The sequence below is a fragment of the Streptomyces sp. NBC_00669 genome (assembly GCF_036226785.1).
GTDB lineage: Bacteria > Actinomycetota > Actinomycetes > Streptomycetales > Streptomycetaceae > Actinacidiphila.
In genome coordinates this window covers 7,911,505-7,935,333 of record NZ_CP109018.1, presented here as the reverse complement: position 1 = coordinate 7,935,333, position 23,829 = coordinate 7,911,505, and the positions used below count along the sequence as shown (strand labels likewise).

The following is a 23,829-nucleotide window of genomic DNA, read 5'->3' as shown; positions in this document are numbered from 1 at the left end:
GTGACGCACCTCGCGTCCACCCGCCCGGCGAACGTGACGCACCTCGCTTCCACCGCCGCGCCACCCCATGAAAAGGCAGGCCCCAGCCGTGTTCGTCGCCTGGAGAGACCTCAGGTTCGCCAAGGGGCGCTTTGCCCTGATGGGGGCCGTCATCGTGCTGATCACCCTGCTGGTCGGGCTGCTGTCGGGGCTGACCGCCGGGCTGGGCCGGCAGAACATCTCCGCGATCACCGGCCTGCCCGCGGACCGGATCGCCTTCGGCGTGCCGGCCACGGGCGAAGCGCTGTCGTATGCCGACTCCACCGTCACGGAGAAGCAGTGGCGGCGGTGGGCCAGGACACCCGGCGTGAGCAGCGCGGAACCGCTGGGCATCACCACCACCAGGGCGACCGCGGGCGACCGGAGCACCGGGGTGTCGGCCTTCGGGGTGCGGCCGCACTCCCCGCTGGCCCCCGACAGCGACGAGATCGACGACCACGCGGTGGTCCTGTCCACGGCCGCCGCCGACCATCTCGACGTCTCCACGGGCGACAGCATCGCCCTCGCCGGCCGGCAGGTCACCGTCGCGGCGGTGCGCGGGAACGCCTCCTTCAGCCACGTCCCCGTCCTGTGGACCAGCCTCGACACCTGGCGGAAGGCCGCACCCCCTACGGGCACGGCCGGTGGGCCGACCGCCACGGTCATCGCGTTGGCGACCTCTCCCGGTGTCGACGTGAAGGCGGCCGACGCGGCCGCGGGCACGAGGACGGTCGGCAAGGACGACTCGCTGTCCGCGATCGGCTCCTACACCTCCGAGAACGGCTCCCTCCAGCTGATGCGCGGCTTCCTGTTCGCGATCTCCGCGCTGGTCGTCGGCGCCTTCTTCACCGTGTGGACCATCCAGCGCAGTGGAGACGTCGCGGTCCTCAAGGCGCTGGGCGCGTCCACCGCCGGCCTGCTCGGGGACGCCCTCGGACAGGCCCTGGTCCTGCTGGTCGGCGGCACCCTGGCAGGCACCGGTATCGCCATCGGCGTCGGCGCCCTCGTGGCCGGCTCGGCCGTGCCCTTCCTCCTCGAACCCGCCACCGTCCTGGTCCCGGCCGCCGTGATGATCGCGCTCGGCGCGCTCGGCGCCGCCCTGTCCGTCCGGCGCATCACCTCCGTCGACCCGCTGACCGCCCTGGGGAGCACCCGATGAGCCTCGACATCGCCGGCATCACCCTCACCTATCCCGACGGAGGGTCCCGCCTGACCGCCCTCGACCAGGTCACCCTTCAGGTCCCCAAGGGCACCCTGACCGCCGTCATCGGCCCCTCCGGCAGCGGGAAGTCCAGCCTCCTCGCGGTGGCCGCGACCCTCGTCACCCCCGACACCGGCACCGTCACGATCGACGGCACGCCCACCGAGGCCCTGAGCCGCGGCGAACTCGCCGGCCTGCGCCGCCGCAGGATCGGCATCGTCTTCCAGCAGCCCAACCTCCTGCCGGCCCTCACCGCCGCCGAACAGCTCCAGGTCATGGCGCGGATCGACGGCCGGCGGCCCCGTACGGCCAGGAACCGGGCCATGGACCTGCTCGATGCCGTCGGTCTGGCCGACCAGGCCGCACGCCGCCCCCACCAGCTCTCCGGCGGCCAGCGCCAGCGCGTCAACATCGCCCGCGCCCTGATGAACGACCCCACCGTGCTCCTGGTCGACGAACCCACCAGCGCCCTCGACCACGAACGCGGCGCCGCCGTCATCGACCTGATCGCCCGCCTCACCCGCCACCGGTCCACCGCGACCGTCCTGGTCACTCACGACCACGCCCACCTGACCGCGGCCGACCGGATCGCCGAAATCCACGACGGCCGCCTCCGCCCCCCGGCCACCCCCGATCAACCGAGGTGAACCGCCGTACCCGGTCTCATGGTTGGGCGGGGGTGGCGTCGGTGAGGTCGCTTTCGGCGCGGGCCAGGAGGTCGGCCAGGTTCCGGGCCGCCGTTCCGGGGTCGTCCGCGTCGGCCACGGCCTGGCGCACCCACTCCGCGACCGCGTGCACGGCATCCTCCTGACATGACATGAACAGCCGTCACGCGGCGGTCACAGGGTTCGGCGGACTCCGGCCTGCCGTTCGATGTCCCGCAGTTGGCCGGCGAGGTCGCTGCTGGTGGCGCGGGCGGGGCCGATACGGCCGACCGGCAGGACGGCGCGTCCGCGGGTCTCCTCGAAGAGCAGCGCCCAGGCGGTGTACATCGCGGCCCCGGCGAGCAGGAAGCCGAGGTGGCCTGGACGGCCGGTGTCGCTGCACTGCACGAGCGTCGCGTCACTCCCATGGGAACATCGCGCGTCCATCGACATATCCGCGCCGAAAGGTCCCTCGCGGGCCCGAACGCGCACTGCGAGGAACCGAATTCCCTGCGTGTGCACGGCGGTCCGCCGCGACCGCTTCGCCGGGCGGCTGGGAAGGTGACGGCGCGGTGACGCACCGGTGATCCGGTGGTCCCAGGCTCGTCGTACGGCCCCCGGTACTCCGGTGTCGGGGAACGGCAAACGGCCGGTGCCCTCATCTGCGCCCTGGTGATCAGCCTGAACGCCTACCTCATCGTGACCATGGTGTAGGCGACCGAGATCCCGGGACGCCCGCCCGCCGCGTACGCCCCGGCCGGGCCGTCCCGACGCACCACCCCTGCACCCGGACCGCGGCAACCGGCCGAAAGGTGCAGGTGGGCGACGCGCGCCGGACAATGGTGGTGAGCCGGTGGGGGGATCGGCCGCGCACCTCACGCGAGGGAAGGTCCGAGATGCCCGACAGCGGTTCCTTCAGCTTCGATGCCCGGGGGCGGGTGACGGCGGTACGCAGCTCCGCGCAGATCCCGCCGGCCGCCCTGACCGACGCCGTCGGCGAATCCGCCCTGCACGTGCTGCGGGACCTGCTGGAAGCGAGCGAGACGGACGGCACGCCGGTCGTCCAGTTCGACGCCTGGCGGAGCGACGAGGGCACCGTGCTGTCCGCGGTCGGATCGGCGGCCAGCCCGGGAACGGCCCGGGTGCAGAGCGCCTACATGCCGTCGGCGTTCGAGAACGCCGTCGCGGGCCTGGAGTTGTACGACATCCGGCAGACGGTGGTGCGCAGCAACGCGGCCTGCCTGGCCGTGCGCGGCCTGCCGGCCGACGACGTCGTCGGTCACCGTGTGGAGGAGCTCGACTCCACGCTGCCGCTGAGCCCGCTGGTCGGCCGGGCCATGTCGGAGGAGCGGGCCGCCGGCGCGAGCCCGGTCGTCGTCCAGGACGTCCGGAAGGGGCCGGAGGTCTACTCCGTGCTCGCTCTTCCGCTGCGCGAGGGCACGGATGTCGTCGGGGCGGCGACGATCATGCACAACGTGACGGAGAGCGTCCGGTCCCGGGACGCGGAGCGACTGCTCGTCACGATGCACAAGAAGCTGGGCACGGAACTGGGCGTGATGCAGACCGCGCAGGAACTGGCGTCGGCGGCCACCGAGGAGTTCGCCGACGTCGTCTCCGTCGACCTGGCGGAGGCCCTCTTCCACGGCGAGGAGGCCCCGCTTCCGCCGCTGAGCGCCACCTCCCCCCTGCGCCGGGCCGCGTTCGTCTCCGTCACGGAGTTCACCAGCCTGTACGCGGTCGGTGAGCCGAGCCGCTTCGCGTTCCCCACTCCGTACAGCCAGGCGCTGGCGGACACGAAGCCGCGGCTGGTGGACCCGCGCAGCAGCCCGTCGGACTGGCACATGCACGACGCCGCCCGCGCGGGAATCCTGCGTTCGGCGGGTGTGCACTCGATGATCCTGGCGCCCCTGGTGCAGCGGGGCCGCGTGCTGGGGCTGGCCTGCTTCTACCGGGCCGGGCGGGACACCACGCCGTTCGATCGGCATGACCTGGCGCTGGCCGAGCAGATCACCGCCCGGGCGGCCGTCCACATGGAGAACGCGCGCCGCTACACCCGCGAGCTCAACGCGGCGACGACCTTGCAGCGCAGGCTGCTGCCGCAGCGCCTACCCCAGGTGCCCGCCGTCCGCACGGCGTACTTCTGGAACCCGAGCAGACACCAGACCCACTGGTTCGACGTGATCCCGCTGTCCGGCGCCCGGGTGGGCCTGGCCATGGGCCAGATCCCGCAGCACGGCCTGCGCGCCTCGGTGGACATCGGGCGGTTCCGGACCGCGTTCGCCACGCTCGCCCGGATGGACCTGGCCCCTGACGAACTGCTGGCGCACCTGGACGACGTGACCCACACGATCCAGCAGGAGGACGCGGCGTCGCCCGAGGCGCGAGCGGACAACGGCAACGTCGCCGGCCCCGCCGCGGGCGAAACCCGCTGCCTGTACGCGATCTACGACCCGATCGCGGGTGGCCTCGCGCTCGCCTCCGCGGACTGGCCCGCACCGCTGGTGACCACCGCGGACGGCGTCACCACCCCGATCGAGGTGCCGCTGGGCCCCGCGCTGGGCCACCACTCCAGCTACGAGACGGCCCGCACCACGCTCGCGCCGGACACGCTGCTGACCTTCTACTCGGCCTCGATGCTGCACCCGCCCGGCGACGACGACGCCCTCGCGCTGCTCCGGCGCGCGGCCGGCAGGTCGGCGGGAGACGCCCAGGTGGCCTGCGACAACATCGTCTACGCCCTCATGGGCGACCGGGTCGGCGGCGCCCGCGACGGCGGCGCGGTGCTGACCGCGGAGGTCAGACGGCTCGCCCCGGACGACCACGTGTCGTGGACGTCGCCCCGGGAGCGCGCCGCCGTCGCCGACTGCCGGGCGCGCGCCCGCGAGCAGTTGGAGGCATGGCGGCTGGAGGACCAGGTGTTCGCCACCGAGATGGTGGTCAGCGAACTCGTGACCAACGTGCTCCAGCACGCGGGCGGGAAACCGCGGGTCCGCCTCATCCGGGACGAACACCTCACCGTGGAGGTCTCGGACGACTCCACCACCTCCCCCCATCTGCGGCACGCCCGGGCGCAGGACGAGGGCGGCAGGGGCCTGCTGATCGCCGCCACCCTGGCCAGCCGCTGGGGCACCCGCTACGGGGAGGAGGGGAAGACGATCTGGGTCGAGCAGGATCTCCCCGAGGAGGGGCCCCGCTGAGCCCCGACCGGCGCTCAGGGCCCGCTACTTGGTGAAGGACTCGGGGCCGAAGCGGCCGACCGCCACGAACAGGATCAGGGCGAGGTAGACCACGTTCACCAGGACGTGCACGAACTCCCGGCGGCGGGACTCCACGACCGCCGCGCCGATCATGACCAGACCCAGGCCCACCGCGGCGCTCGGCGCCAGGATCTGCGCGATGCCGAGCCAGCCGGGCAGGACCAGTCCGGCGGCGCCCACGACCTCCACGGCGCCGAGGGCCTTGACGAACCCGGCGTCGAAGTCCAGGGCCCATCCCCCGCCGGGGGCCTTGGCCAGCTTCTCCCGGGGGATGAACAGCTTGTTGGCGCCGGCGACCAGGAAGGCCGCGGCCAGCAGCCCGGCGACGATCCACAGAGCGGTGTTCACGTGATCTCTCCTCGACATGTCCTCAGCGGGTCCTGAGCGGGTGGCGGTAGCGGGCCGGGGACGGTCCGACATCCCCGGCCCGCCGCGTTCCGCCTCCTTGGACGAGGAGGGCTGCCGAGAGGTAACAACCTGGTGCACCACGCGGTGGTCCGCGCCGCTGCGTCGCACCGACGCGCCAGGCATCGGGCCGCACCGACGCGCCAGCCATCGGGCCGCACGGACCCGCCAGGCATCCGGTCGCACGGACGGGCCCGGCGACGGATGCCGCCGGGCCCGTGGGCGAGAGGTGGGTCAGCGCTCCAGCAGGCGCATCTGGGCCTCGTTGTGGGTGTCGCCCGCGGCCGGGGGGAGGCTGCTGAGCCGCGCGAGCTGCTCCTCGTCGAGGCGCACCGCGTCGGCGCCGATGTTCTCCTCCACCCGGGCCACGCGACGGGTGCCGGGGATGGGGGCGATGTCGTCGCCCTGGGCCAGCAGCCAGGCGAGCGCGACCTGGGCCGGGGTGGCGCCGATCTCGGTGGCCACGGCGGCGACCGCGTCGGCCAGGCGGAGGTTGTGCTGGAAGTTCTCCTCCGTGAACCGGGGGTTGTCGGCGCGGAAGTCCGCCGGGTCGATCTGGTCGGTGGAGCGGATGGTGCCGGTCAGGAAACCGCGACCGAGCGGCGAGAACGGTACGAAGCCGATGTTCAGCTCGCGCAGCACCGGCAGCACGCGGGCCTCGGGGTCACGGGTGAACAGCGAGTACTCCGACTGGAGCGCGGTGACCGGGTGGACGGCATGGGCGCGGCGGATCGTGTCGGGTCCGGCCTCGGACAGGCCGATGGCGCGGATCTTGCCCTCGGTGACCAGCTCGGCGAGCGTCCCGACCGTCTCCTCGATCGGCGTGCCCGGGTCGACGCGGTGCTGGTAGTACAGATCGATGTAGTCGGTGTCCAGCCGCTTCAGGGAGCCCTCGACCGCGGTGCGGATGCTCGCCGGGCTGCTGTCGGTGCCGTCCTGGCGGCCGGTGTGCGAGATCAGCCCGAACTTCGTCGCCAGCACCACCTCGTCCCGGTGGCCCTTCAGCGCGCGCCCGACGAGTTCCTCGTTGACGTAGGGGCCGTAGACCTCCGCGGTGTCGATGAACGTCAGGCCCAGTTCCAGGGCCCGGTGGATGGTACGGATCGACCCGGCGTCGTCGGTCCCCGCGCCGACGTAGCCGTGGGACATGCCCATCGCGCCCAGGCCGATGCGGGAGACGTCCAGGTCACGCAGCTTGATGTGCTTCATCGCTTCTCGATTCTCCTGATGATCTCGGTGGTACGAACGGTCGGTGGCGGGCGGGGAATTCCGGGGTGGCGGAGGCCGTCCGGCACGGATCGCGGGGTCGTCCCGCACGGAGGGCGGAACCCGCCGCGCACGGACGACGGGGCCGGCCGCGGTCCCGTACGGATATCGCTCCACACCTACGAGCCTGCACCCGCGCGGGCGCTTCCGGCAGGCCGGGATCTGCCGGGGAACGGCCAGCGGGGGTGTGACAGGGCCCCCCACCTCGGGCGTGTCGGGCTGACGGCGGCGGGAGACTGGAGCCATGGCACCCGAGCAGCACGGCGGCGGCCACAGCGGCGGCGAGCAGTTGGGCCGCTTCCTGCGCGCCCGCCGTACCCAGACCAGCCCGCAGGCCGTCGGCCTGACCCCGGGGCCCGGCATCCGCCGCACCCCCGGCCTGCGCCGCGAGGAGCTGGCCACGCTCGCCGGTGTCAGCATCGACTACTACACCCGCCTGGAACGCGGCAAGGAGACCCGCCCGAGTCCCGCGGTGGTCGACGCCCTAGCCCGCGCCCTGCAACTGGACGACGCCGAGCACCAGCACCTGCGCGAACTCGCGGTGCGTGCCGCCCGCTACGCGCCGCAGCCCGTCCCGGCCCCGACCCGCGCCGTGCGCTCCCCGGTGAAGCTGCTGCTGGAGACGGTACGTCCGAACCCCGCCTACGTCCTGAGCCGCAGCATGGACCTGCTCGCCCACAACCCCGGTGGGCTCGCCCTCTACTGCGGCATGGACGACTGGCCCGCCACCCAGCGCAACCTCGCCCGCTACCTCTTCCTCCACCCGACCGCGCGCGAGCTCTTCCCCGACTGGGGCAACCAGGTCCGCGGCTGCGTGGCCCGGCTGCGCGCGCTGGCCGGCACCGACCCCGACGCGCCCGACCTCGCCCAGCTCGTCGGCGAACTCCTGCTGAAGAGCCCGGACTTCGCGGGTCTGTGGGAGCGCTACGAGGTCACCGGCCGCAAGCACCTCACCAAGACCTTTCTGCACCCCCAGGTCGGGGAGATCACGCTCGCCTTCCAGGGCATGGCCCTCGAAGGCACCCCCGGGCACCGGATGGGCGTCTACTCCGCCGACCCCGGCACCCCCGACCACGACGCGATGCAGCTGCTCGACATGACGGCGTCCCAGGCGTCCGCCGAACACGAGCCGCACCCCGGGCACGAACCGCACTCCGGCCACGAACCGCACCCCGGCCACCAGCCCGGCTGACCGGGTGGAGGCCGGGGTGGCGGCCGGAGCGGCGGTGGCGCCGTCAGGTGCTCAGCCGAGTGCCCAGATCTGGTTGTAGCCGCCGTTGCCCACCCACTGGACGACGGGGTCGCCCGCCGTGGTCGACTGGTTGGCGACATCGGCGGCCCAGCCGGTCGCCAGGTTCACCAGCACGAACCAGGAGTCGGTGGGCGAGGTGTACGTCCCCGCGGCTTCCACCGCCCAGCGCTGGTTGCTGCCGCCATCGCACGTCCGCTGGTCGAGTTGCGTGCCCTGGTCGGCCGAACTGCCCGGCACCTCAAGGCACTTGCCGCTGGCCGCGCTCGTCAGGGTGTAGACGTTGCCGTCCACCCTGGACATCGTCCACTTCTGGTTGGCGCCGCCGTCGGCGCCCCACTGGATCACGGCGGCGCCGTCCGCGGTGGAGCCGCCGCTGACGTCCATCAGCAGCGAACTGTTGGCGTTGGCCAGGGTCCTGGTGCCGTCGGCGGGGTTGGAGGAGCCGTTGGACCAGGTGCCGGCCGCGGGGTCCAGCGTCCAGGAGTTCTGCCAGCCGACCGACAGGGTGCTGCCGCTGATCGTCATGGGCAGCCAGACCAGCGCGGAGGACCCCAGGTCGGAGGTGTTCCAGCGGTCGCCGGCGTAGATGTACGTCGTCCCGGACGAGCCCTGGACGGGGATGATGTTCGCGGTCTGGCTGTCGTAGGTGCTGGTGCCGGCCGCTGCGAAGGGGCGCCAGCCGGACCACGGGCCGGCGAGCGACGTGGCGGTGGCGTAGTCGTTGTCGTTGGTGCTCCAGCCGCTCAGGTGCGAGCCGAGCAGGAAGTACCGGCCGCCGACCTTGGCCATCGCGGGGGCTTCGTAGTCGGGCAGGACGGCGACCGCGGACGTCACCGAGAGGTAGTCGGCCGACAGCTTGTCGATCCGCAGGCCGTTGGAGCGGTCCTCGCTGAGCAGGTAGGCGGTGCCGTCGGTGTCCTGGAAGAGGTTCAGGTCACGGCTCTCGAAGCCGAGCGGCCGGAAGCTGCCGCGGTACGTGTACGGCCCGCAGGGCGTGCTGCTGGTCGCCACGCCCACCTTGGCGTCACCGTAGGAGGAGGAGTCGATGTGCAGGTACATCACGTAGGTGTGGGTCGAGGCGTTGTAGATCACCTTGGGGCGCTCGACGACCCGGTTCGGGCCCAGGTCGCCGTCGGCCTGCCGGGTCAGCGCCTGGCCCTTCTTCGTCCAGTGCGCCAGGTCGGTGCTGCTGTAGCAGGGGATGTCCTGGAAGGACGCGTCGCCGGAGTTCTCGCCGGTCTTGTCCTCGCCGAAGCCGTACCAGGTCGAGCCGGACTTGACGATGCCCAGTCCGTGCAGTTGCAGCACCCCGCCGGCGCTGTCCTGCCACGTCTGGCCGGGGTTGAACTGCGCGGTCGCCGCCGCGTGGGCGGCGGTCGAGGGCAGCGCGAAGGCCAGCACCGCGGCCAGCCAGGTGACAAGGGCGGCGGTGAAGGTCGCGGCGCGGCCTCTGCGCGGCCCGCCGGTGAGGGCGTGTCGGGTTCTGGCATGTCCGGTTCTGGCATGTCCGGTTCTGGCATGTCGCAAGGGGAGCATGAGGGGTCCTCGGGAAGGGTCGGCGGTCCGGGGGGACCGCGGGTGGGTGAGGGGATTCGTTCGCCGACGGAACGTCAGGGATGGCCGCGCGGCCCGGCCCGCACGGGCGGCGCCGCCGCCGGAACACGGCTCAGCCGGCGGCCCATTGCTGGTTGCCACCTCCGTTGCAGGTCCACAGCTCCGCGGGCGTGCCGTTCGCGGTGCCGGCGTTGGTGACGTCCAGGCACAGGCCCGAGGCAGGGTTGCGGATCGTGCCGTCCGCGCCGAGCGTCCACTGCTGGCCGGCGGCGCCCGCGGTACAGGTCCACAGGACGACCGCGGTGCCCGGCGCGGTGCCGCCGCCGGAGGCGTCGAGGCACATGCCCTGCACGGTGAGGGTGCCGTTGCGCGCGCGGGTCCAGGTCTGGTTGACGCTGCCGTCGCAGTCCCAGATGTCGACCTTGGTGCCGGGGGTGGTGACGGCACCCGGATCGTCGAGGCAGCGGCCCGAGGCGGCGCCGACGACAGGGCCGCCGGGAAGCAGGCCGATGGTGACCGGGCCGAGGGTGCGCGCCTGGGTGGCGGGGGTCCCGGTGACCGCGGCGACGGGCCTGGCGCCGACCGGGTCGGCGACCTGCTGGACCAGGTAGGAGGAGCCGGCGACGGCGGGAACGGAGATCTGCGCGTTCCCGGTCGAGGCGACGACGACGGTCTTCTCGTCCGTGCCGTCGACCACCTGGATCTGGTGTCCCGGCCAGGGGTTGCGGACCTTGATGGCGCCGGTGGAGCCGGCGTTGATCCCCACCGTGGTGACGACGCCGCCATGGGCCTGGACGGAGACCTTGCTGCCGCCCTGGATGAAGACGGTGCCGTCGGCGTCCCAGCCGGGCGGCAGCGCGGGCGCGATGCGCACCAGGCCGTCGTAGTCCTGGACCAGCGCCTCGTCCAGCGTCGCCGCCACCACGCCCTGCTGTTCGGCGTACGGTTCGTTCCCGACGAAGGTCGCGAGCCCCGAAGGCAGCTTCTGGTACGCCTCGGTGATGCCGGTGAGGGTGCTCGCGACCTCGCTGCCCAGGCCGAGCCGGGCGGCCTGGAGCGGATCGTTGGACCAGTCGTTCGCCAGCTTCTCGGGCCGGTCGGTGTAGGTGCGCTTGGCGAGGTCGGTGAGCGGGCTCGCGTCGCCGATCAGGCCGTAGGGCCAGACCGGTTCCAGGCCGACGTTCTCCGAGTTGTGCGCGCTCGCGGCCGGGTCGTAGGAGGGGGCGATGACATCCGCGCCGGCGGCGTCGTCGGCGGGGGTGAGCAGTTGGGTCCGGGTGGCGGCGTCGGTGCGGGCGTAGGGGCGGATCTCGGGGATGGCGGCGTCGAGCCGGGTGACGAGGTCGGCGTCCTGGCCGAGCAGCCGGGCGGCCTGCACCGTCGCGGGGAACAGCGCCTGCATCGCGGCGATGTCGGTGGTCGGGTCGTGGACGTCCCACTGCGTCTCGTGGGCGTTGGACGGATAGGTGTGCAGGTCGCCGTCGGAGCCCGTGGTCGCGTACGCCAGCAGGAAGCGGGCCGCCTGCGCCATCAGCGGGTAGTTCGCGGTGAGGAACGACCGGTCGCCGGTCATCCGGTACTGCTGCCACACCCACAGCCCGACCTCGGCACCGGTGCTGATCGTCCGGGCGTTGTAGTACGGGCCCGAGCCGGCGTCGCAGTTCAGGCCCGGGGAGGACAGCCAGGTCTCGTACTCGTAGCCCTGCCCGTTGAACCGCATCGTCTCCGGCACGCACGCGCCGGCCCGGCCGCCCATGTGGGCGGTGGTCCAGGTCTGGATGGCGGGGAGGTTGTCCCGGTAGAGGCGGAAGTAGGGGTCGTTGAGCGCGAACGCCCCGGCGGACAGGTTCGCCTGGACCTGCATCCGCAGGTTCCACTGCCAGTACGCGCTCGGGTCCCACTGGTGGGAGTCCTGGTACGGGGAGAACAGGTCCGCGACGCCCGCCTGCGAGCCGGGATAGGTGTCCCGGCTCTCGGCGGCGGCGTCGTACAGGTCCAGGGTGCGCAGGTTCTCCATGTAGTCGGCGCTGCCGTCCGCCGAGGAGAACTCGGTCAGGCCCACTCCGTTCCAGAAGGTGTGCCACCACGACAGGTGTCCGGCGCTGAGGGTGGCGGCGCCGGCGGTCGCATCGCTGCCCAGGAGTGCCGAGGCGGTGGCCTGGGCGTCGCCGCCGGCCCAGTGCGGCGCGGCGGCGATCACCCGGAAGGAGCCGTCCGGGTGCGGTGTGAAGGAGACCTGGACCGTCCGGTCGTCGACGACGCTCGCGCTCACGCCCTGGCCGCCGGCGGTGATGCCGCCGAGCGAGCCGAAGGTGGCGCCGCCCGACCCGGGCCGGCCGGTGTCCTTCCAGGTCTCGGCGAGCGTGCCGATCCCACCGCCCGCCTGCGCCTGGGGCGAACGCCCCGACCACAGGCCCAGCCGCGCGGTCTGGGCGACCGCGGGATCGGCGCCGGTCACCTCGACGACGAGCTCGTCCTTGTCCGCGCGGGTGTAGACGGTGGCGGTCATGCCGCCGCCGGACTCGACCAGGGTGCCGTCGTACAGGTCGAGGTGGGCGGAGAAGTCGGCGGCGTCGGTCAGCCGGGACAGGCCCGGGATGGTCACCCAGCCGGGGGACTTGCGGTCGGGGAGGGTGTCGGAGCGGTTGAGCTGCGCGGTGAAGCCGCCCGCCGCCCAGACCGCCGCGCCCATCGTGCCGTTGCCGAGCGGCATCGCCTGCGCGGGGGTGGTGTCGGGACGCCCGAGGACCACATCGGACCGGCGCACCACGTCGGGCGTGTCCACCGTGAACCGCCCGGCCTGCCAGGCGGTGGTACCGGAGGCGGCGGTGCCGGAGGCGGCGTGGGCGGTGGACCGGCCGGGGGCGATCCCGGCGGGTCCGAAGGCGCCCAGCAGGGCCAGGACGAGGCCGAACACGGTGCCGAGAACGATCGTGCGAGGGGTCATGACATGGCTCTCCAATGCCGAGTCCTGGTGGTGCCGCCGGCGACGGAAGCGCTCCGCGCGGAGCACCTGGCGACGCGCGAGACGTCCGAGGCGCACAGAACGCACAGGGCGTACGAGGCGCACGCGGGCAGGCGAGGGCGGCACCTCGTTCGTCTTCAAACAAGATCGATCACAACAAGCCGTGACCGAACACGGGCTGTGAGTGCGCCATTGGTAGCGCCGACACGTCGTAGCAGTCAAGGGTTGTCGCAGAGTGCGGGCGAAGTTTGCGTAAACACTTGACGCGCGTCCGCGGACGCAGTTCCCTGAGCCCGCCACGTTCGATTGTGAGTGTTTTCGGTTGACTGCGTTGGTTCTCTGGTCAACCTTCCGACCCGCGGGAGTAGCGATGGACCAGCCGGCAATGCCAGGAAGCGGCGGGCTGAGCCGCCGCGGCGCGATCAGACTGCTGGGCGGCGGTGCCGCGGCGGTCATGAGCGCCCAGATCGCCGGGGCCCTGCTGTGGCCGTCCCGGGCGGTGGCGGCGACGGGCACCGTGGGCGCGCCGGTGACGCTGACGAACGTCGGCAGCGGCTGCCTGCTCGACGTCTACGGCGGATCGACGGCGGACGGCGCGCAGGTCATCCAGTGGACGGCCAGTGGCGCGGCCAACCAGCAGTGGACCCTGCTCGACCAGGGCGACGGATGGACCGCCCTCAGCCCGATGCACTCGGGCACCAGGCTCGACGTCAGCGGCGGATCGACGGACGACGGCGCGCAGGTCATCCAGTGGCACGCCACCGGAGGCCCCAACCAGGAATGGCGGCTGGACGACGCGGGCCAGGGGCGGTTCAAGATCGTCAGCAGGCCCAGCGGAAAGCTGCTGACCGTCACGGGCGACGCCACCGCCCCCGGGGCCACGGTCGAGATCCGCTCGGACGCCGACGACCCCGGCCAGTGGTGGACCGTCGCCACGGCCCCGTACCGGCTCGACGCCACGACCACCGAAGCGCGCACCGACGACCCGCTGGCCGGCGCCGGCGGTGTCGCCGCCGGTGTCAGCTACGGCGTGACGCGCAACGGCTGGTCCAGGAACGGGGCCGCCTGGTATCCCGTCAGCGGCGAACTCCACTACGTCCGCTGCTCCGACCAGCGCTGGGAACGCGAGCTGGGCAAGCTGCGTGCCGCCGGCCTCGGCATCGTGTCGACCTACGTGTTCTGGAACCACCACGAGCAGCCGGAAGGAACCTGGGACTGGACCGGACGCAGGAACCTGCGCGCCTTCCTCACCGCCGCCCAGCGCCAGGGACTGCTGGTCTGGCTGCGCGTCGGCCCCTACATCAACGCCGAGACCACCAACGGCGGCATCCCCGACTTCGCCCTGTCCGGTGCGCGCAGCGACGACCCCGGCTACCTGGCCAAGGTGGACGCGTACTTCGCCCAACTCGCCGCGCAGGCCGACGGACTGTTCGCGAAGGACGGCGGCCCGATCGTCGGCATCCAGCTGGAGAACGAGTACGCCTCCGGCGACCCCGCCCACATCACCACGCTGCGCACGATGTGCGCCGACCACGGCATGGTGGTCCCCTACTACACGGTCACCGCCAACTCGGTGTTCGCGCCGGACACCGCGATCCCGCTGCAGGGTTCGTACTGCTACCGCGGCTGGGAGACCGGCGCCGGCACCGAGGCGGTCTCCGGCTTCGTCTACGGCACCGACGAGTGGACCGCCGACACCGACCTCGGCGGCGCCACCTACGACACGCTCGCCTACCCGCGCGGCTTCTGCGAGTTGGGCACCGGCAGCCCGATGCGCGGCACCGACCGCTTCCTGGTCGAGCCCGACCACGTCGTGGGACAGGCGTACGACAGCGTCGGCCGCGGGGCCAACTACCTCGGCTACTACATGTTCCACGGCGGCACCCAGGTCGCGGGCCTGTCCGGGAGTTGGCCGCTCACCTACGATTTCCAGGCGCCGCTGGGCGAGTTCGGCCGGACCAGGGAGTCCTACCGCCGCTACCGGCGGCTGCACACGTTCGTCACCACCTGCGCCACCGAACTGGTGCGCACCAGGATCAGCCGGGACCCCGGACAGCTCCTCGACCCCACGCAGACCCGGCGGCTGCGCTACATCGGCCGGTTCGACACCGACGGCCGCGGCTTCGTCTTCGTCAACAACACCCAGCGCAACGTCACCATGCCCAGCCGCGGCGACGTCCAGCTCCAGATCCACACCGCGGGCGGCACCGTCACCCTCCCCGCCGCGCCGCTGACCATGCCACCGGACCGCAGCACCTTCTTCCCCGTCATGACCGACCTCGGCGGTGTCGACCTGCGCTGGGCCACCGTCGAACCCCTGGCCAAGCTCGCCGGCGACGACCTCCCCACCTGGGTCTACTGGGCCCCCGACTGGACCGACCGCACCCTCGCCTTCGACCGGTCCGTCGCCCTCACCGACGAGTCGGGCACCACGACGCGGCAGACCACCGGCACCGAACTCGTCGTCACCGTCCCGGCCGGCCGGCGCACCTCGCTGCTGGTGCGGGCATCCGCGACCGCGGCTCCCTGCGCCCGGATCGTGGTGCTGACCGAGGCCGAGTCGCTCGACGCGACCGTCGCACCGCTGAACGGCCGCGACCGGCTGATCATCACCACCGCGGGCCAGGTGACCGGCGTGCAGCCGACCGTGCGCTTCGCCGCTGCCGCGGATTCGACCATCAGTGCCGACGTCTTCCCGGCCGGCGGGCTGGCGCCGGCCGCCGGCTGGGAGAGCGCCGGCGGCCAGGCCACGCCGTTCGCCCGCTTCACCTACCGGCTCGCCGCGGCGCCGCCCGCGCCGCGGATCACCGCCACGGGCACCGGCCGGTGGCGGATCAGCGCCGACCCCTCGACGTTCGCCGGCCTGGCGGAAGCCCGCCTGGAACTCGACTACCGGGGCGGCGACGCCACTCTCCTGTCCGGAGGGACGGCGATCGCCGACGACCTCTACCACGGTGAGACGTGGTCCCTCGACCTGATGGACCTCGACGACAGCGCCCTCGCCGACCTCACGCTCCAGGTCACCGCGTGGGACGGCACGATCCAAGGGGTCACCCCGCCTGCGGGCTCGACGCCCGCCCTCGCCGGCTCGACCTGGACGCCGCTGCGCGAAACCGGGTGGAGTGCGGCCGCGGACCACGCGGGCTGACGTGCGGCCGCCGTCGAGGGCGCGCGTCGGGTGACCCGTCAGGACCCGTCCGGGCGCGCGTCGGGTGACCCGTCCGGGCACGCCTCGGGCCGCTCCTCGGGGCGCCCTTGACGCGCGCCCCGACGGGCGCCTCTCCACGGGCCTACTTGTGCCAGAAGAGGTGGTGCGTCACCCCGCTCGGGCTGGGGACGACGTCCAGGTGGAAGCGGTCGCGGAGTTCGTCGGGCGACTCCCAGAGGCGCAGCCCGGACCCGTACTTCACCGGCGAGACGGCGACGTGCAGGGTGTCGACGAGGTCGGCGTCGAGGAACTCCCGGATGGTGGTCACCCCGCCGCCGAGCCGGACGTCCCTGTCCCCCGCCGCCTCGCGGGCCCGTGCGAGGACCGTGGCCGGGTCGCCGTCGACGAAGTGGAACGTGGTGTCGGAGAGGGTGAACGAGGGACGCTCGTGGTGGGTCATGACGAACACCGGTGTGTGGAACGGGGGTTCGTCGCCCCACCAGCCCTGCCACTCGTGGTCCTGCCAGGGCCCGCGCTGGGGCCCGAACTTGTTGCGGCCCATGATCTCGGCGCCGATGTTGTGGCTGAAGTCCCTGGTGAGGTAGTCGTCCAGGCCGCGGCTGCCCGCGGAGTCGGTGCGCAACGGCCAGCTCGCCGTGGCGCCGGCCCAGGAGAACAACTTCCCGGGATCGACATGGCCGAACGGCCGCTCCAGGGTCTGGTCCTCCCCGGCGGCGACCCCGTCGGCGGAGACGGTGAAGTTCTGCACGCGAAGCAACTGGGCCATGGTTTTCCTCCTGCTGGTGTCGGTCTCGGTGATGAGACTCCTCCGGCCGGGAAAACTCATCGCCGCATCCGTGACCGATCGGGGCACGCCGTCACGTACCGGCCACCCACGCGTCAGTAGGGGGCTACGCCGTCAGTAGAGGGCGGCGAAGAGGTCCTTGACGTTGCCGGCCAGGGTGGGGGCGTTGGCGGCGCCGTTGGACTGGGTGCCGGCGAGCGCGACGGGGGTGGTGCCGGTGCAGGTGATCGTGAGGTTGGAGAAGGTGTTGCCGGACAGCAGCCAGCGGGTGCCAGCGAGGTCGGTGGCGGAGACGTCGCTGTACCAGAGGGTGTTGCCGGTGAAGGTGGGCGGCAGCACGCCGCTGACGACGACGCCGCTGCCGGGGTCCTGGCTGGTGCCGCCGATCGGGAAGGCGGTGCCGGCGTTCCACAGTTCCCCGGCACCGCCGTTGGAGTGGTTGAAGGTGTTGCCGGTCAGGCTGCCGTGCGCCCAGTTGTCGGAGGTCAGGGCGCCGTAGGGGCTGGTCCGGGCGAAGGAGTAGTAGGCGCCGTAGCAGCCGACGACGCTGTTGCCGTGGATGGTCCAGTTGCCGGAGGAGTTCCAGATGGCCAGCCGGCAGTAGGCGAAGCTGTTCGCGGTCAGCTGGGAGTACTCGCTGCGGTCGGCCGCGGACACGCCGAAGTAGCAGTTGAGGAAGGCGTTGCCGGTGAGCTTGACCCGGTAGGCGAAGTAGTCGTCGGCGCTCGACCCGTTGACGGTGACGCCGGCGCCGCGCCAGTTGGTGAAGTCGCAGTCGGTGATGCGTACGTCGGTGCTGCGGGTCAGCGCGACGGCGACGTGGTGGAAGGACGGCGCGGTGTCGAGGGGGTTGCCGGCGCGGCCGAGGAAGCGCACGCCGGTGACGGTGATCGTGCTCCTGCCGGTGGCGGTGAGCGCGCCGGTGCTGTCGTCGGCGACCGTGACCGTGGCGCCGTTGCCCTGGATGTGGCATCCGTCGGGGAGCGCGACGGCGGCGGCGAGGGTGTAGGTCGCGCCGGGCAGGAGCTGGACCTGCGGGGTCGCGGCGAGGACCGCCGCCCAGTCGTCGCCGGGTTGCAGCACGGGAAGCGCCCCGGTCGGCGTGGCGGGGGTGGTGGCTCTGGCGGGGGTGGTGGCCAGCGTGGTGGTCAGTGCCGCGCCCGCGGCCAGGCCGAGCCCGGTCAGGGCCCGCCGGCGGGACGGGGCGCTTGCGTCGGAACGGCTCATGGGGGGCTCCCTCGGGACGGCGCGCCGGGCGAAAGGCGAGGCGGGGGCGGCGGCGTCGGGGACACCTTCCACCCACCGGATGGGACAACCGACATCTGATGTCTTATGTGTACGGTGACCCTAGGGGCGCCCGCGTCGGACCGTCAACCCCCTGCGGCACCCCGCGACATGCGGGTCCCGGCCGCCCAAGTCACCTTCCGCGCAGGGATGTTCCGCCGTCCCGCTCGCCCCTCGGACGCGCGACCGCCCCGCTCGGGCGGACCCGGCGGGGCGGACGGTGACGCGCGGCGGCGCCCGGCGCTTCACGTGCGGGGATGCGCCTGCTCGGCCCGCGGAAGCGGAGCTACTCGCGGATCGCCTCCGGCGCGACGCCGGTGGTCTCCTCCTGGGCGACGTGCGCGGAGTCCGCGGACGCCTGCCGCGTCGCCGCGGTGTTCGCCGGAGCGCCGCAGAACACCGGGTCCAGGGCGGCCCGTTCGGCGGCGAAGACCGTCGAGTTGTTGGACGCGTTCGCCGAGATGGTGACCTGCCGCGCACCGTCGACCGTGGTGTAGGAGTAGGTCTGGTAGCCCTGCACGATGCCGTCGTGGCCGTACACCTGGGTGCCGCAGGACAGGGTGTACTCGCGCATGCCGAGGCCGTACGAGGAGGTCCCGGCGGCGTTCTCCGGGTGCATGGTCTCCATCTGTGCGAGCTGCGCCGCGGGCAGCAGGGTGCCGCCGGTCAGCGCCCGCCAGTACTTGTTGAGGTCCGCGGTGTCGGAGATGGCGGCGCCGGCGGTCCCGATCCACGACGCGGTCTGCTCGGTCGCGTCGAAGAGCGGCTTGGAGCGGTCGTCCTGGGTGAGGTAGCCGGTGGCGTGCGGGCCGCCGAGGCCCGTTTCGGGCACGACGTACCGCGTTCCGGTCATGCCGGCCGGCTTCAGCACCCGCTGCTGGAGGTTCTCGGCGAAGGGCTTGCCGGTGACGTGCTCGATCAGCAGGCCGAGCACCACGAAGTTGGTGTTGGAGTACTGGTACTGGGTGCCGGGGGTGAACTGCGACCCGTGGGTGAGCGCGTCCGCGACCTGGTCGGCCGGGTCGAAGGTCTCGTCGCGGAACTGCTGGAAGCCGGTGACGGTGTCGCCCACGAGAATGCCCGGCAGGTCGTTGGTGTAGTCGTACAACCCGCTGGTGTGGTCCAGCAGTTCGCGCACCGTGATCGGCGAGTCGGCCGGCAGCACCCCGCTGGGCAGGTATCCGGCGGCGGGGGCGTCGAGGTCGACCTGGTGCGCGGCGACGAGTTGCAGGGTGAGCACGGCGTCGAAGTTCTTGGTGATGCTGCCGATACGGAACTCCCCCGCGGGGTCGACCGGCGTCTGGGCGGTGAGGTCGCCGGTCCCGGCACTGGCCGTGCCGCCGGCTCCCCCGCGGTCGCTCACGAGCGCGAACGCGCCTGGCGCGCCGGCGGTGACGACGTTCTGCAACGCCTGCTGCAGGCCCGCGTAGTCGGGCGCGGGCAGGGCGGTCGCCGGAGCGGCGCCCGCCGAGCCCGACGCGAACACGGTCGAGGCGAGGGCCACCGCGGCGGCCGCCACGACGAGGGAGCGGCGCTTGGCACCGCTGGAACGAGAAGGCACGACGGGACTCCGCTTGCGTTGTCGGTACGGGTGTGTCGGCTGTGGCGAGTGGGGATGATCTTCACTCTGCCAGACGACACACGGGTAGCCGTGGTTGCAACGAGCCGCAGATCCGCCGCGGGCCGCGCCTTCCACCGAACGGCAGACCCGCCGCGGGCCGGGGAGTTTCCGGTCCCTGCCGGGTCCCTCGTACCGGTCCGTCGTACCGGTCCCTGCCCGGTTCCGCGTACCGGTGTACCGGTCCCTGTTCCGCTCCCCGGCCCGCGCCTCACGCCTCGCTGAGGAGCGGGTCGTAGGCGGTGGAGCGGGCCCGGCCCGCCATGAAGGAGAGGAAGTCCTGCACGAACGCGCTGCGGGAGTACCGGACTTCACCGTCCGTCATGGTGCGGCGGAATCCGGTACGGAACAGCGCCCGGTACTCCTCCGCGTCGATGACCTGGTTGCCGTCCGCGTCGGTGACGTCGAAGAGCACCTCGGCGACCCGGATCAGCGCGGGCCCGGCGAGGGACGGCACCGCGGCGGCGTACTCCTCCGCGCTGATCCGGCCGTCGCCGTCGATGTCGATGTCGGACTGGAGTTCCTTCCACCAGGCGGCGAAGGCGTTGTAGAGCCGGGTCTCCTCCGGCTCGTCCAGATCGAGCCGGGAGGACAACTCCCGTGCCATCGCGGCGAGATCGGGCCAGTCCAGATAGCCGTCACCGGTCTGGTCCAGCACCTCGGTGAAGAACTCGGCGGCGCTCCTGGTCCCGGCCTCCGCCCGTACGGGACCGCGCTCCCGGTCCCGGTCCTGCTCGCTTCCCCGTGCGGGACCGAGGTCCTCGTCGTGCTCGTGGCCGCGCGGCCCGGGCAGCGGCACGACCAGCCGGAACAGCGCTCCGGCCCGCTTCACCTGGTCGCGCAGCGCGTTGAGCGTCGCCGCCTGGGGGTCGGCGCTGTCCGGGGTGAGGTAGAGGAGGTTGGTGACGCTCTCGGTCCGCACCCAGCCCTCGGGCAGGAAACGGGCCAGGCCGGCCGCCATGTACGCGCCCTGCATCAGGGTCTGGGCGCCCGGCGTCTCGGGCAGCCCGGCCCGGCGGCGGAACGGCTCCGGCAGGGACGCCACGGTGATCGTGCCGATCACCGGCCCAGCGAGCGCGCGGCCCGCGGCCCACACGGTGGGTAGGCCGTCCAGCAGAGGCGGCGCCGGGAGGTGGTCGAAGAGCTTGTAGAGGATGACGCGCACCGCGTCCGTGTTCTCCAGCTCCTCCTCGACCACGCGGTCGTAGTACTTCCAGAACTCCGGCAGGGTGGGCGGCAGATGGCCGCCCTTGTCCCCCAACGCGGCCAGGTACGCGAGGAATTCGGCGTACAGCCGCGCCATCGTGGCCTGGTCGAGCGGCTGTCCGCTCAGCCGGCACATGGTGACCGAGCTCTCGAAGAGCGTGGCGACCACCCAGGCGCGGACCTCCGGGTCCATGGCGTCGTAGGCGCGGTTCTGGGCGTCGGTGCCGGACAGCCTGGCGTGCAGGCGGTTGAGGCGCGCGGCCTCCCGCTGCCGGATGTGCTCGTCGGGGCCGAACATCCGCTGCAGGCTGACGAGGGTGTTGCGCAGCCGCCGCCACGGATGGGCGACGAACGTCGAGTTGTCGATCAGGGCGGCACCCACCTGCGGGTGGGCGGCCTCCAGCACGGTGGCCCGCACCACGGCCAGCGCCCAGCGCGGGTCGTCGAAGAACCGGTGGAACTGCGAGTCGGGGCCGAACAGGGAGTCGTCCGAAGGGACTTCGGGGCGGGGCGCCGAAGAGGCGCCGCCCGGACCGGTGTTCGTCGGGCCGCCGCTCCTGGGGCCGGTGCGCCTCGCGCCGCTGCTGCTGCCAACGTCCGTCACAGGTGGGTCTCTCCGTTCGGGTGCGGGGTCACGCCGCCGAAGCGGCGATCGCGGTGCTGGTAGGCGCGTACGCACTCCAGGAAGTGCGGCGCGCGGAAGTCGGGCCAGAGCACCGGCGGGAAGATCCACTCGGCGTAGGCGACCTGCCAGAGCATGAAGTTGGAGATGCGCTGCTCGCCGGACGTACGGATCACGAGGTCCACGTCCGGGGTGTCGGGAAACGGCAGATGGGCGGCGAAGTGCCGCTCGTCGACGTCCTCGGCCGGGGTCTCGCTGCGGATGAGGGAACGCGCCGCCTCGACGATGTCCCGGCGGCCGCCGTGGTCGAACGCCACGGTGAGCGTCATGCCCCGGTTCGGCGCGGTCAGCGTCATCAGGTCGGCGAAGTCGCGGGCCAGCGGCGCCGGAATCCTCGGGTCCGTGACGCCCAGGAACCGGCAGCGGATGCCGCGCGCGTGCAGGAGCGCGGCGTGCTTGCGCACGACGCGGCGCACCAGCCGCATGAGGAAGTCGACCTCGGTGCTCGGGCGGCGCCAGTTCTCCGTGGAGAACGCGTACAGGCTCAGCCACTTCACCCCGGCCGACCGCGCCGCCTCGATGACCTCGATCACCGGTGTCTCGGCCGCCCGGTGGCCCGACGTCCTTGGCAGGGACCGCTGTTCGGCCCATCGGCCGTTGCCGTCCATCACGCAGGCGACGTGCCGCGGTACGGCCCTGGGCCGCCCCTCGTCGGGCGGAGGGGGAGAGTGGGGCGGGCGGGACGGATGCGGACGGGCCCGCGCCGGGACCGCGGAAGCGGCCGGGTCCGCCGGCGACGCGGCGGCCGGGTCTGAGGCCGGGTCCGGGGCCGGAACCGGGTCCCGGGCCGGAGTTGGGGCCGAACCCGGTGCCGGGACTGGGGCCGGAATCGGTGCCGCACCGTCTCGTTCATCGACCGTCACATGTGCCCCCCGCTGTCCGCGCACCCTCCCCCCGCCGCGGACCGGCCCGGCAGGGCCCGACCGCGATCGGTCCGGCACTCAGCAGAGTGCCCACCCCGGGGCGCGGGCGCAGGAAGATCGGCGGGGATTCACCCGTAGCACGCCAGCCCGATTATGCGGCGCCCGCTCCGCCGCTCAGCGAGTGGCCGCCGCTCCGGCTCGACGTCGCCGACCGCGGCGCCGTCACCGCCGCCGCCGGGCGGGCCGCCGGGACCTTCGGCCACCTCGACATCGTCGTCAACAACGCCGGCTACGGCCTCTTCGGCATGGTCGAGGAGACCACCGAGGAGCAGGCCCGCGCCCAACTCGACACCGACCTGCTCGGTCCGCTGCGGGTGACGCAGGCCGCGCGCTGCCGTTCCTGCGCGCCCGGCGCGGCGGGCATTTCATCCAGGTGTCCAGCATCGGCGGCGTCGCCGCCTTCCCCGCCCTCGGCCTGTACCACGCCTCCAAGTGGGCGCTCGAAGGAATGAGCGTGGCCCTCGCCCAGGAGGTCCGCCCGTTCGGCATCCACGTCACGATCGTCGAACCCGGCCCCTACGGCACCGACTGGTCCGGCGCGTCCGCGGTGCACACCGAACCCATCGCCGCCTACGAGCCGGTCCGCGAGGCGAGGCGAGGCGCGCCGCGCCGGCGCCCGCGCCCGCGCGCCACAGGACCCGGGGGCCACCGCCGACGTCATCCTCGAACTCGTCGACACCGGCGAACCGCCACTCCGGCTCTTCCTCGGCACCTACCCCCATCCCGTCGTCGAAGCGGCCTACCGGCAGCGGCTCGTCACCTGGAACGCCTGGCGCCCGCCGGCCGCCAAGGCATGACCGACACGGCGTGACCGATACGGCTGTGACGTGGCTGCGTGCACTCCCCCGGTCCCGGGCGCGCGGGCGGCGCGGTCTTGCGTGGCTACCGACCGTATGCGCCTAATGTGGGCAACGTGATCAAAGCCGTCGCCCTCGACATCGGCGAAACCCTCGTGTCCGACAGCCGTTTCTGGGCCGGGTGGGCCGACTGGCTCGGCGTGCCCCGGCACACCGTCTCCGCGCTGGTGGGAGCGGTGGTCTCACGCGGCGACGACAACGCGGACGCCATAAGGCTGTTGCGCCCCGGCCTGGACATGGAGGCCGCCTACGCGGCCCGCGAAGCCGCCGGGCGGGGCGAGCACCTCGACGAGACGGACCTCTACCCGGACGTACGGCCCTCGCTCGCCGCGCTGCGGCAGGCCGGCGTCCGGGTGGTGGTGGCGGGCAACCAGACCGCCAGGGCGGGGCAGTTGCTCCGCGACCTCGACCTGCCGGCGGACGGCGTCGCGACATCGGGCGAGTGGGGCGTCGCCAAGCCCGACCCGGCGTTCTTCGTCCGCCTGCTGGAGACCACCCGCACACCGGCCGCCGAGACCCTCTACGTCGGCGACCACCCGGCCAACGACATCCACCCGGCCAAGGAAGCGGGCCTGCGCACCGCGCACTTGAGGCGCGGCCCGTGGGGACACCTGTGGGCGGACGACCCGCGGGTGGTCGCGGCGGCGGACTTCCGGGTCGACTCGCTGACCGAACTCGCCGGCCTGCTCCAGGACTGAGCCGCCCTCCCGCTCATCCCCGGCCGGCTCCCTTTCCCTTCACCGG

Annotated in this window: 18 protein-coding genes and 1 pseudogene; 8 read left to right on the top strand and 11 right to left on the bottom strand. The window is 72.9% G+C overall.

Annotated features, from left to right (window positions below; translation table 11 throughout):
- Positions 1-88: 88 nt before the first annotated feature.
- Together OG896_RS33540 and OG896_RS33535 are read left to right on the top strand one after the other, a co-directional pair.
- The gene (locus tag OG896_RS33540) at positions 89-1,177 is read left to right on the top strand and encodes an ABC transporter permease (RefSeq protein WP_329371385.1); all 1,089 of its coding nucleotides are present in this window, start codon (positions 89-91) and stop codon (positions 1,175-1,177) included.
- A complete protein-coding gene (locus OG896_RS33535) occupies positions 1,174-1,866 on the top strand; it encodes an ABC transporter ATP-binding protein (RefSeq protein WP_329371383.1) in 693 nt (230 codons plus the stop codon). Before OG896_RS33540 ends, OG896_RS33535 begins: the two co-directional genes overlap by 4 nt.
- 16 nt (positions 1,867-1,882) lie before the next feature.
- On the opposite strand, the gene OG896_RS33530 is transcribed toward OG896_RS33535, so the two are convergent.
- Both OG896_RS33530 and OG896_RS33525 read right to left on the bottom strand, forming a co-directional pair.
- Positions 1,883-2,017, bottom strand: a complete 135-nt coding sequence (locus OG896_RS33530) for a hypothetical protein (RefSeq protein WP_329371381.1) — start codon at positions 2,015-2,017, stop codon at positions 1,883-1,885.
- Positions 2,018-2,058: 41 nt separating this feature from the next.
- The gene (locus OG896_RS33525) at positions 2,059-2,310 is read right to left on the bottom strand and encodes a hypothetical protein (protein WP_329371380.1); all 252 of its coding nucleotides are present in this window, start codon (positions 2,308-2,310) and stop codon (positions 2,059-2,061) included.
- Between the two features lie 449 nt (positions 2,311-2,759).
- Between OG896_RS33525 and OG896_RS33520 the strand changes: the two genes are divergently transcribed.
- Complete coding sequence (locus tag OG896_RS33520) at positions 2,760-5,060, top strand: SpoIIE family protein phosphatase (RefSeq protein WP_329371378.1); 2,301 nt, start codon at positions 2,760-2,762, stop codon at positions 5,058-5,060.
- A gap of 24 nt (positions 5,061-5,084) precedes the next feature.
- Here the strand turns inward: OG896_RS33520 and OG896_RS33515 are convergent, their stop codons facing one another.
- Both OG896_RS33515 and OG896_RS33510 read right to left on the bottom strand, forming a co-directional pair.
- Entirely contained in the window at positions 5,085-5,468 is a 384-nt protein-coding gene (locus OG896_RS33515; protein ID WP_329371377.1) for a DoxX family protein, read from the bottom strand.
- A 291-nt stretch (positions 5,469-5,759) separates the two neighbouring features.
- Positions 5,760-6,734 carry an aldo/keto reductase gene (locus OG896_RS33510; RefSeq protein ID WP_329371376.1) on the bottom strand — a complete coding sequence of 325 codons (975 nt, stop codon included), beginning with the start codon at positions 6,732-6,734 and terminating at the stop codon, positions 5,760-5,762.
- Between the two features lie 301 nt (positions 6,735-7,035).
- Between OG896_RS33510 and OG896_RS33505 the strand changes: the two genes are divergently transcribed.
- Positions 7,036-7,983 carry a helix-turn-helix transcriptional regulator gene (locus tag OG896_RS33505; protein WP_329371374.1) on the top strand — a complete coding sequence of 316 codons (948 nt, stop codon included), beginning with the start codon at positions 7,036-7,038 and terminating at the stop codon, positions 7,981-7,983.
- A 51-nt stretch (positions 7,984-8,034) separates the two neighbouring features.
- Here the strand turns inward: OG896_RS33505 and OG896_RS33500 are convergent, their stop codons facing one another.
- Both OG896_RS33500 and OG896_RS33495 read right to left on the bottom strand, forming a co-directional pair.
- Entirely contained in the window at positions 8,035-9,579 is a 1,545-nt protein-coding gene (locus OG896_RS33500) for an RICIN domain-containing protein (RefSeq protein ID WP_329371372.1), read from the bottom strand.
- Positions 9,580-9,709: 130 nt separating this feature from the next.
- Entirely contained in the window at positions 9,710-12,544 is a 2,835-nt protein-coding gene (locus OG896_RS33495; protein ID WP_329371370.1) for an RICIN domain-containing protein, read from the bottom strand.
- A 388-nt stretch (positions 12,545-12,932) separates the two neighbouring features.
- Here OG896_RS33495 and OG896_RS33490 point away from each other — a divergent pair, with 388 nt between their 5' ends.
- Positions 12,933-15,710, top strand: coding sequence for a beta-galactosidase (locus OG896_RS33490; protein ID WP_329371368.1), 2,778 nt, complete (start codon positions 12,933-12,935; stop codon positions 15,708-15,710).
- A 142-nt stretch (positions 15,711-15,852) separates the two neighbouring features.
- Here OG896_RS33490 and OG896_RS33485 read toward each other — a convergent pair whose 3' ends face one another.
- The 5 genes and pseudogenes from OG896_RS33485 to uppS form a co-directional block, all read right to left on the bottom strand.
- The gene (locus tag OG896_RS33485) at positions 15,853-16,497 is read right to left on the bottom strand and encodes a dihydrofolate reductase family protein (RefSeq protein WP_329371366.1); all 645 of its coding nucleotides are present in this window, start codon (positions 16,495-16,497) and stop codon (positions 15,853-15,855) included.
- A 132-nt stretch (positions 16,498-16,629) separates the two neighbouring features.
- Complete coding sequence (locus OG896_RS33480; protein ID WP_329371364.1) at positions 16,630-17,742, bottom strand: right-handed parallel beta-helix repeat-containing protein; 1,113 nt, start codon at positions 17,740-17,742, stop codon at positions 16,630-16,632.
- Between the two features lie 343 nt (positions 17,743-18,085).
- Positions 18,086-19,360: a serine hydrolase domain-containing protein gene (locus OG896_RS33475; RefSeq protein WP_329371362.1), complete on the bottom strand. Its 1,275-nt coding sequence runs from the start codon at positions 19,358-19,360 to the stop codon at positions 18,086-18,088.
- Between the two features lie 268 nt (positions 19,361-19,628).
- A complete protein-coding gene (locus tag OG896_RS33470) occupies positions 19,629-21,104 on the bottom strand; it encodes an oxygenase MpaB family protein (RefSeq protein WP_329374434.1) in 1,476 nt (491 codons plus the stop codon).
- Positions 21,105-21,223: 119 nt separating this feature from the next.
- Positions 21,224-21,943: pseudogene (gene uppS, locus OG896_RS33465) on the bottom strand (polyprenyl diphosphate synthase); the annotation flags it as partial.
- Positions 21,944-22,254: 311 nt separating this feature from the next.
- Between uppS and OG896_RS33460 the strand changes: the two are divergent.
- From OG896_RS33460 to OG896_RS33450, 3 genes are all read left to right on the top strand, one after another.
- Complete coding sequence (locus OG896_RS33460; protein ID WP_329371360.1) at positions 22,255-22,680, top strand: SDR family oxidoreductase; 426 nt, start codon at positions 22,255-22,257, stop codon at positions 22,678-22,680.
- The gene (locus OG896_RS33455; protein WP_329371358.1) at positions 22,602-23,039 is read left to right on the top strand and encodes an SDR family NAD(P)-dependent oxidoreductase; all 438 of its coding nucleotides are present in this window, start codon (positions 22,602-22,604) and stop codon (positions 23,037-23,039) included. Before OG896_RS33460 ends, OG896_RS33455 begins: the two co-directional genes overlap by 79 nt.
- A 102-nt stretch (positions 23,040-23,141) precedes the next feature.
- Positions 23,142-23,783 carry an HAD family hydrolase gene (locus OG896_RS33450; RefSeq protein ID WP_329371356.1) on the top strand — a complete coding sequence of 214 codons (642 nt, stop codon included), beginning with the start codon at positions 23,142-23,144 and terminating at the stop codon, positions 23,781-23,783.
- The last annotated feature ends 46 nt before the right edge of the window (positions 23,784-23,829 follow it).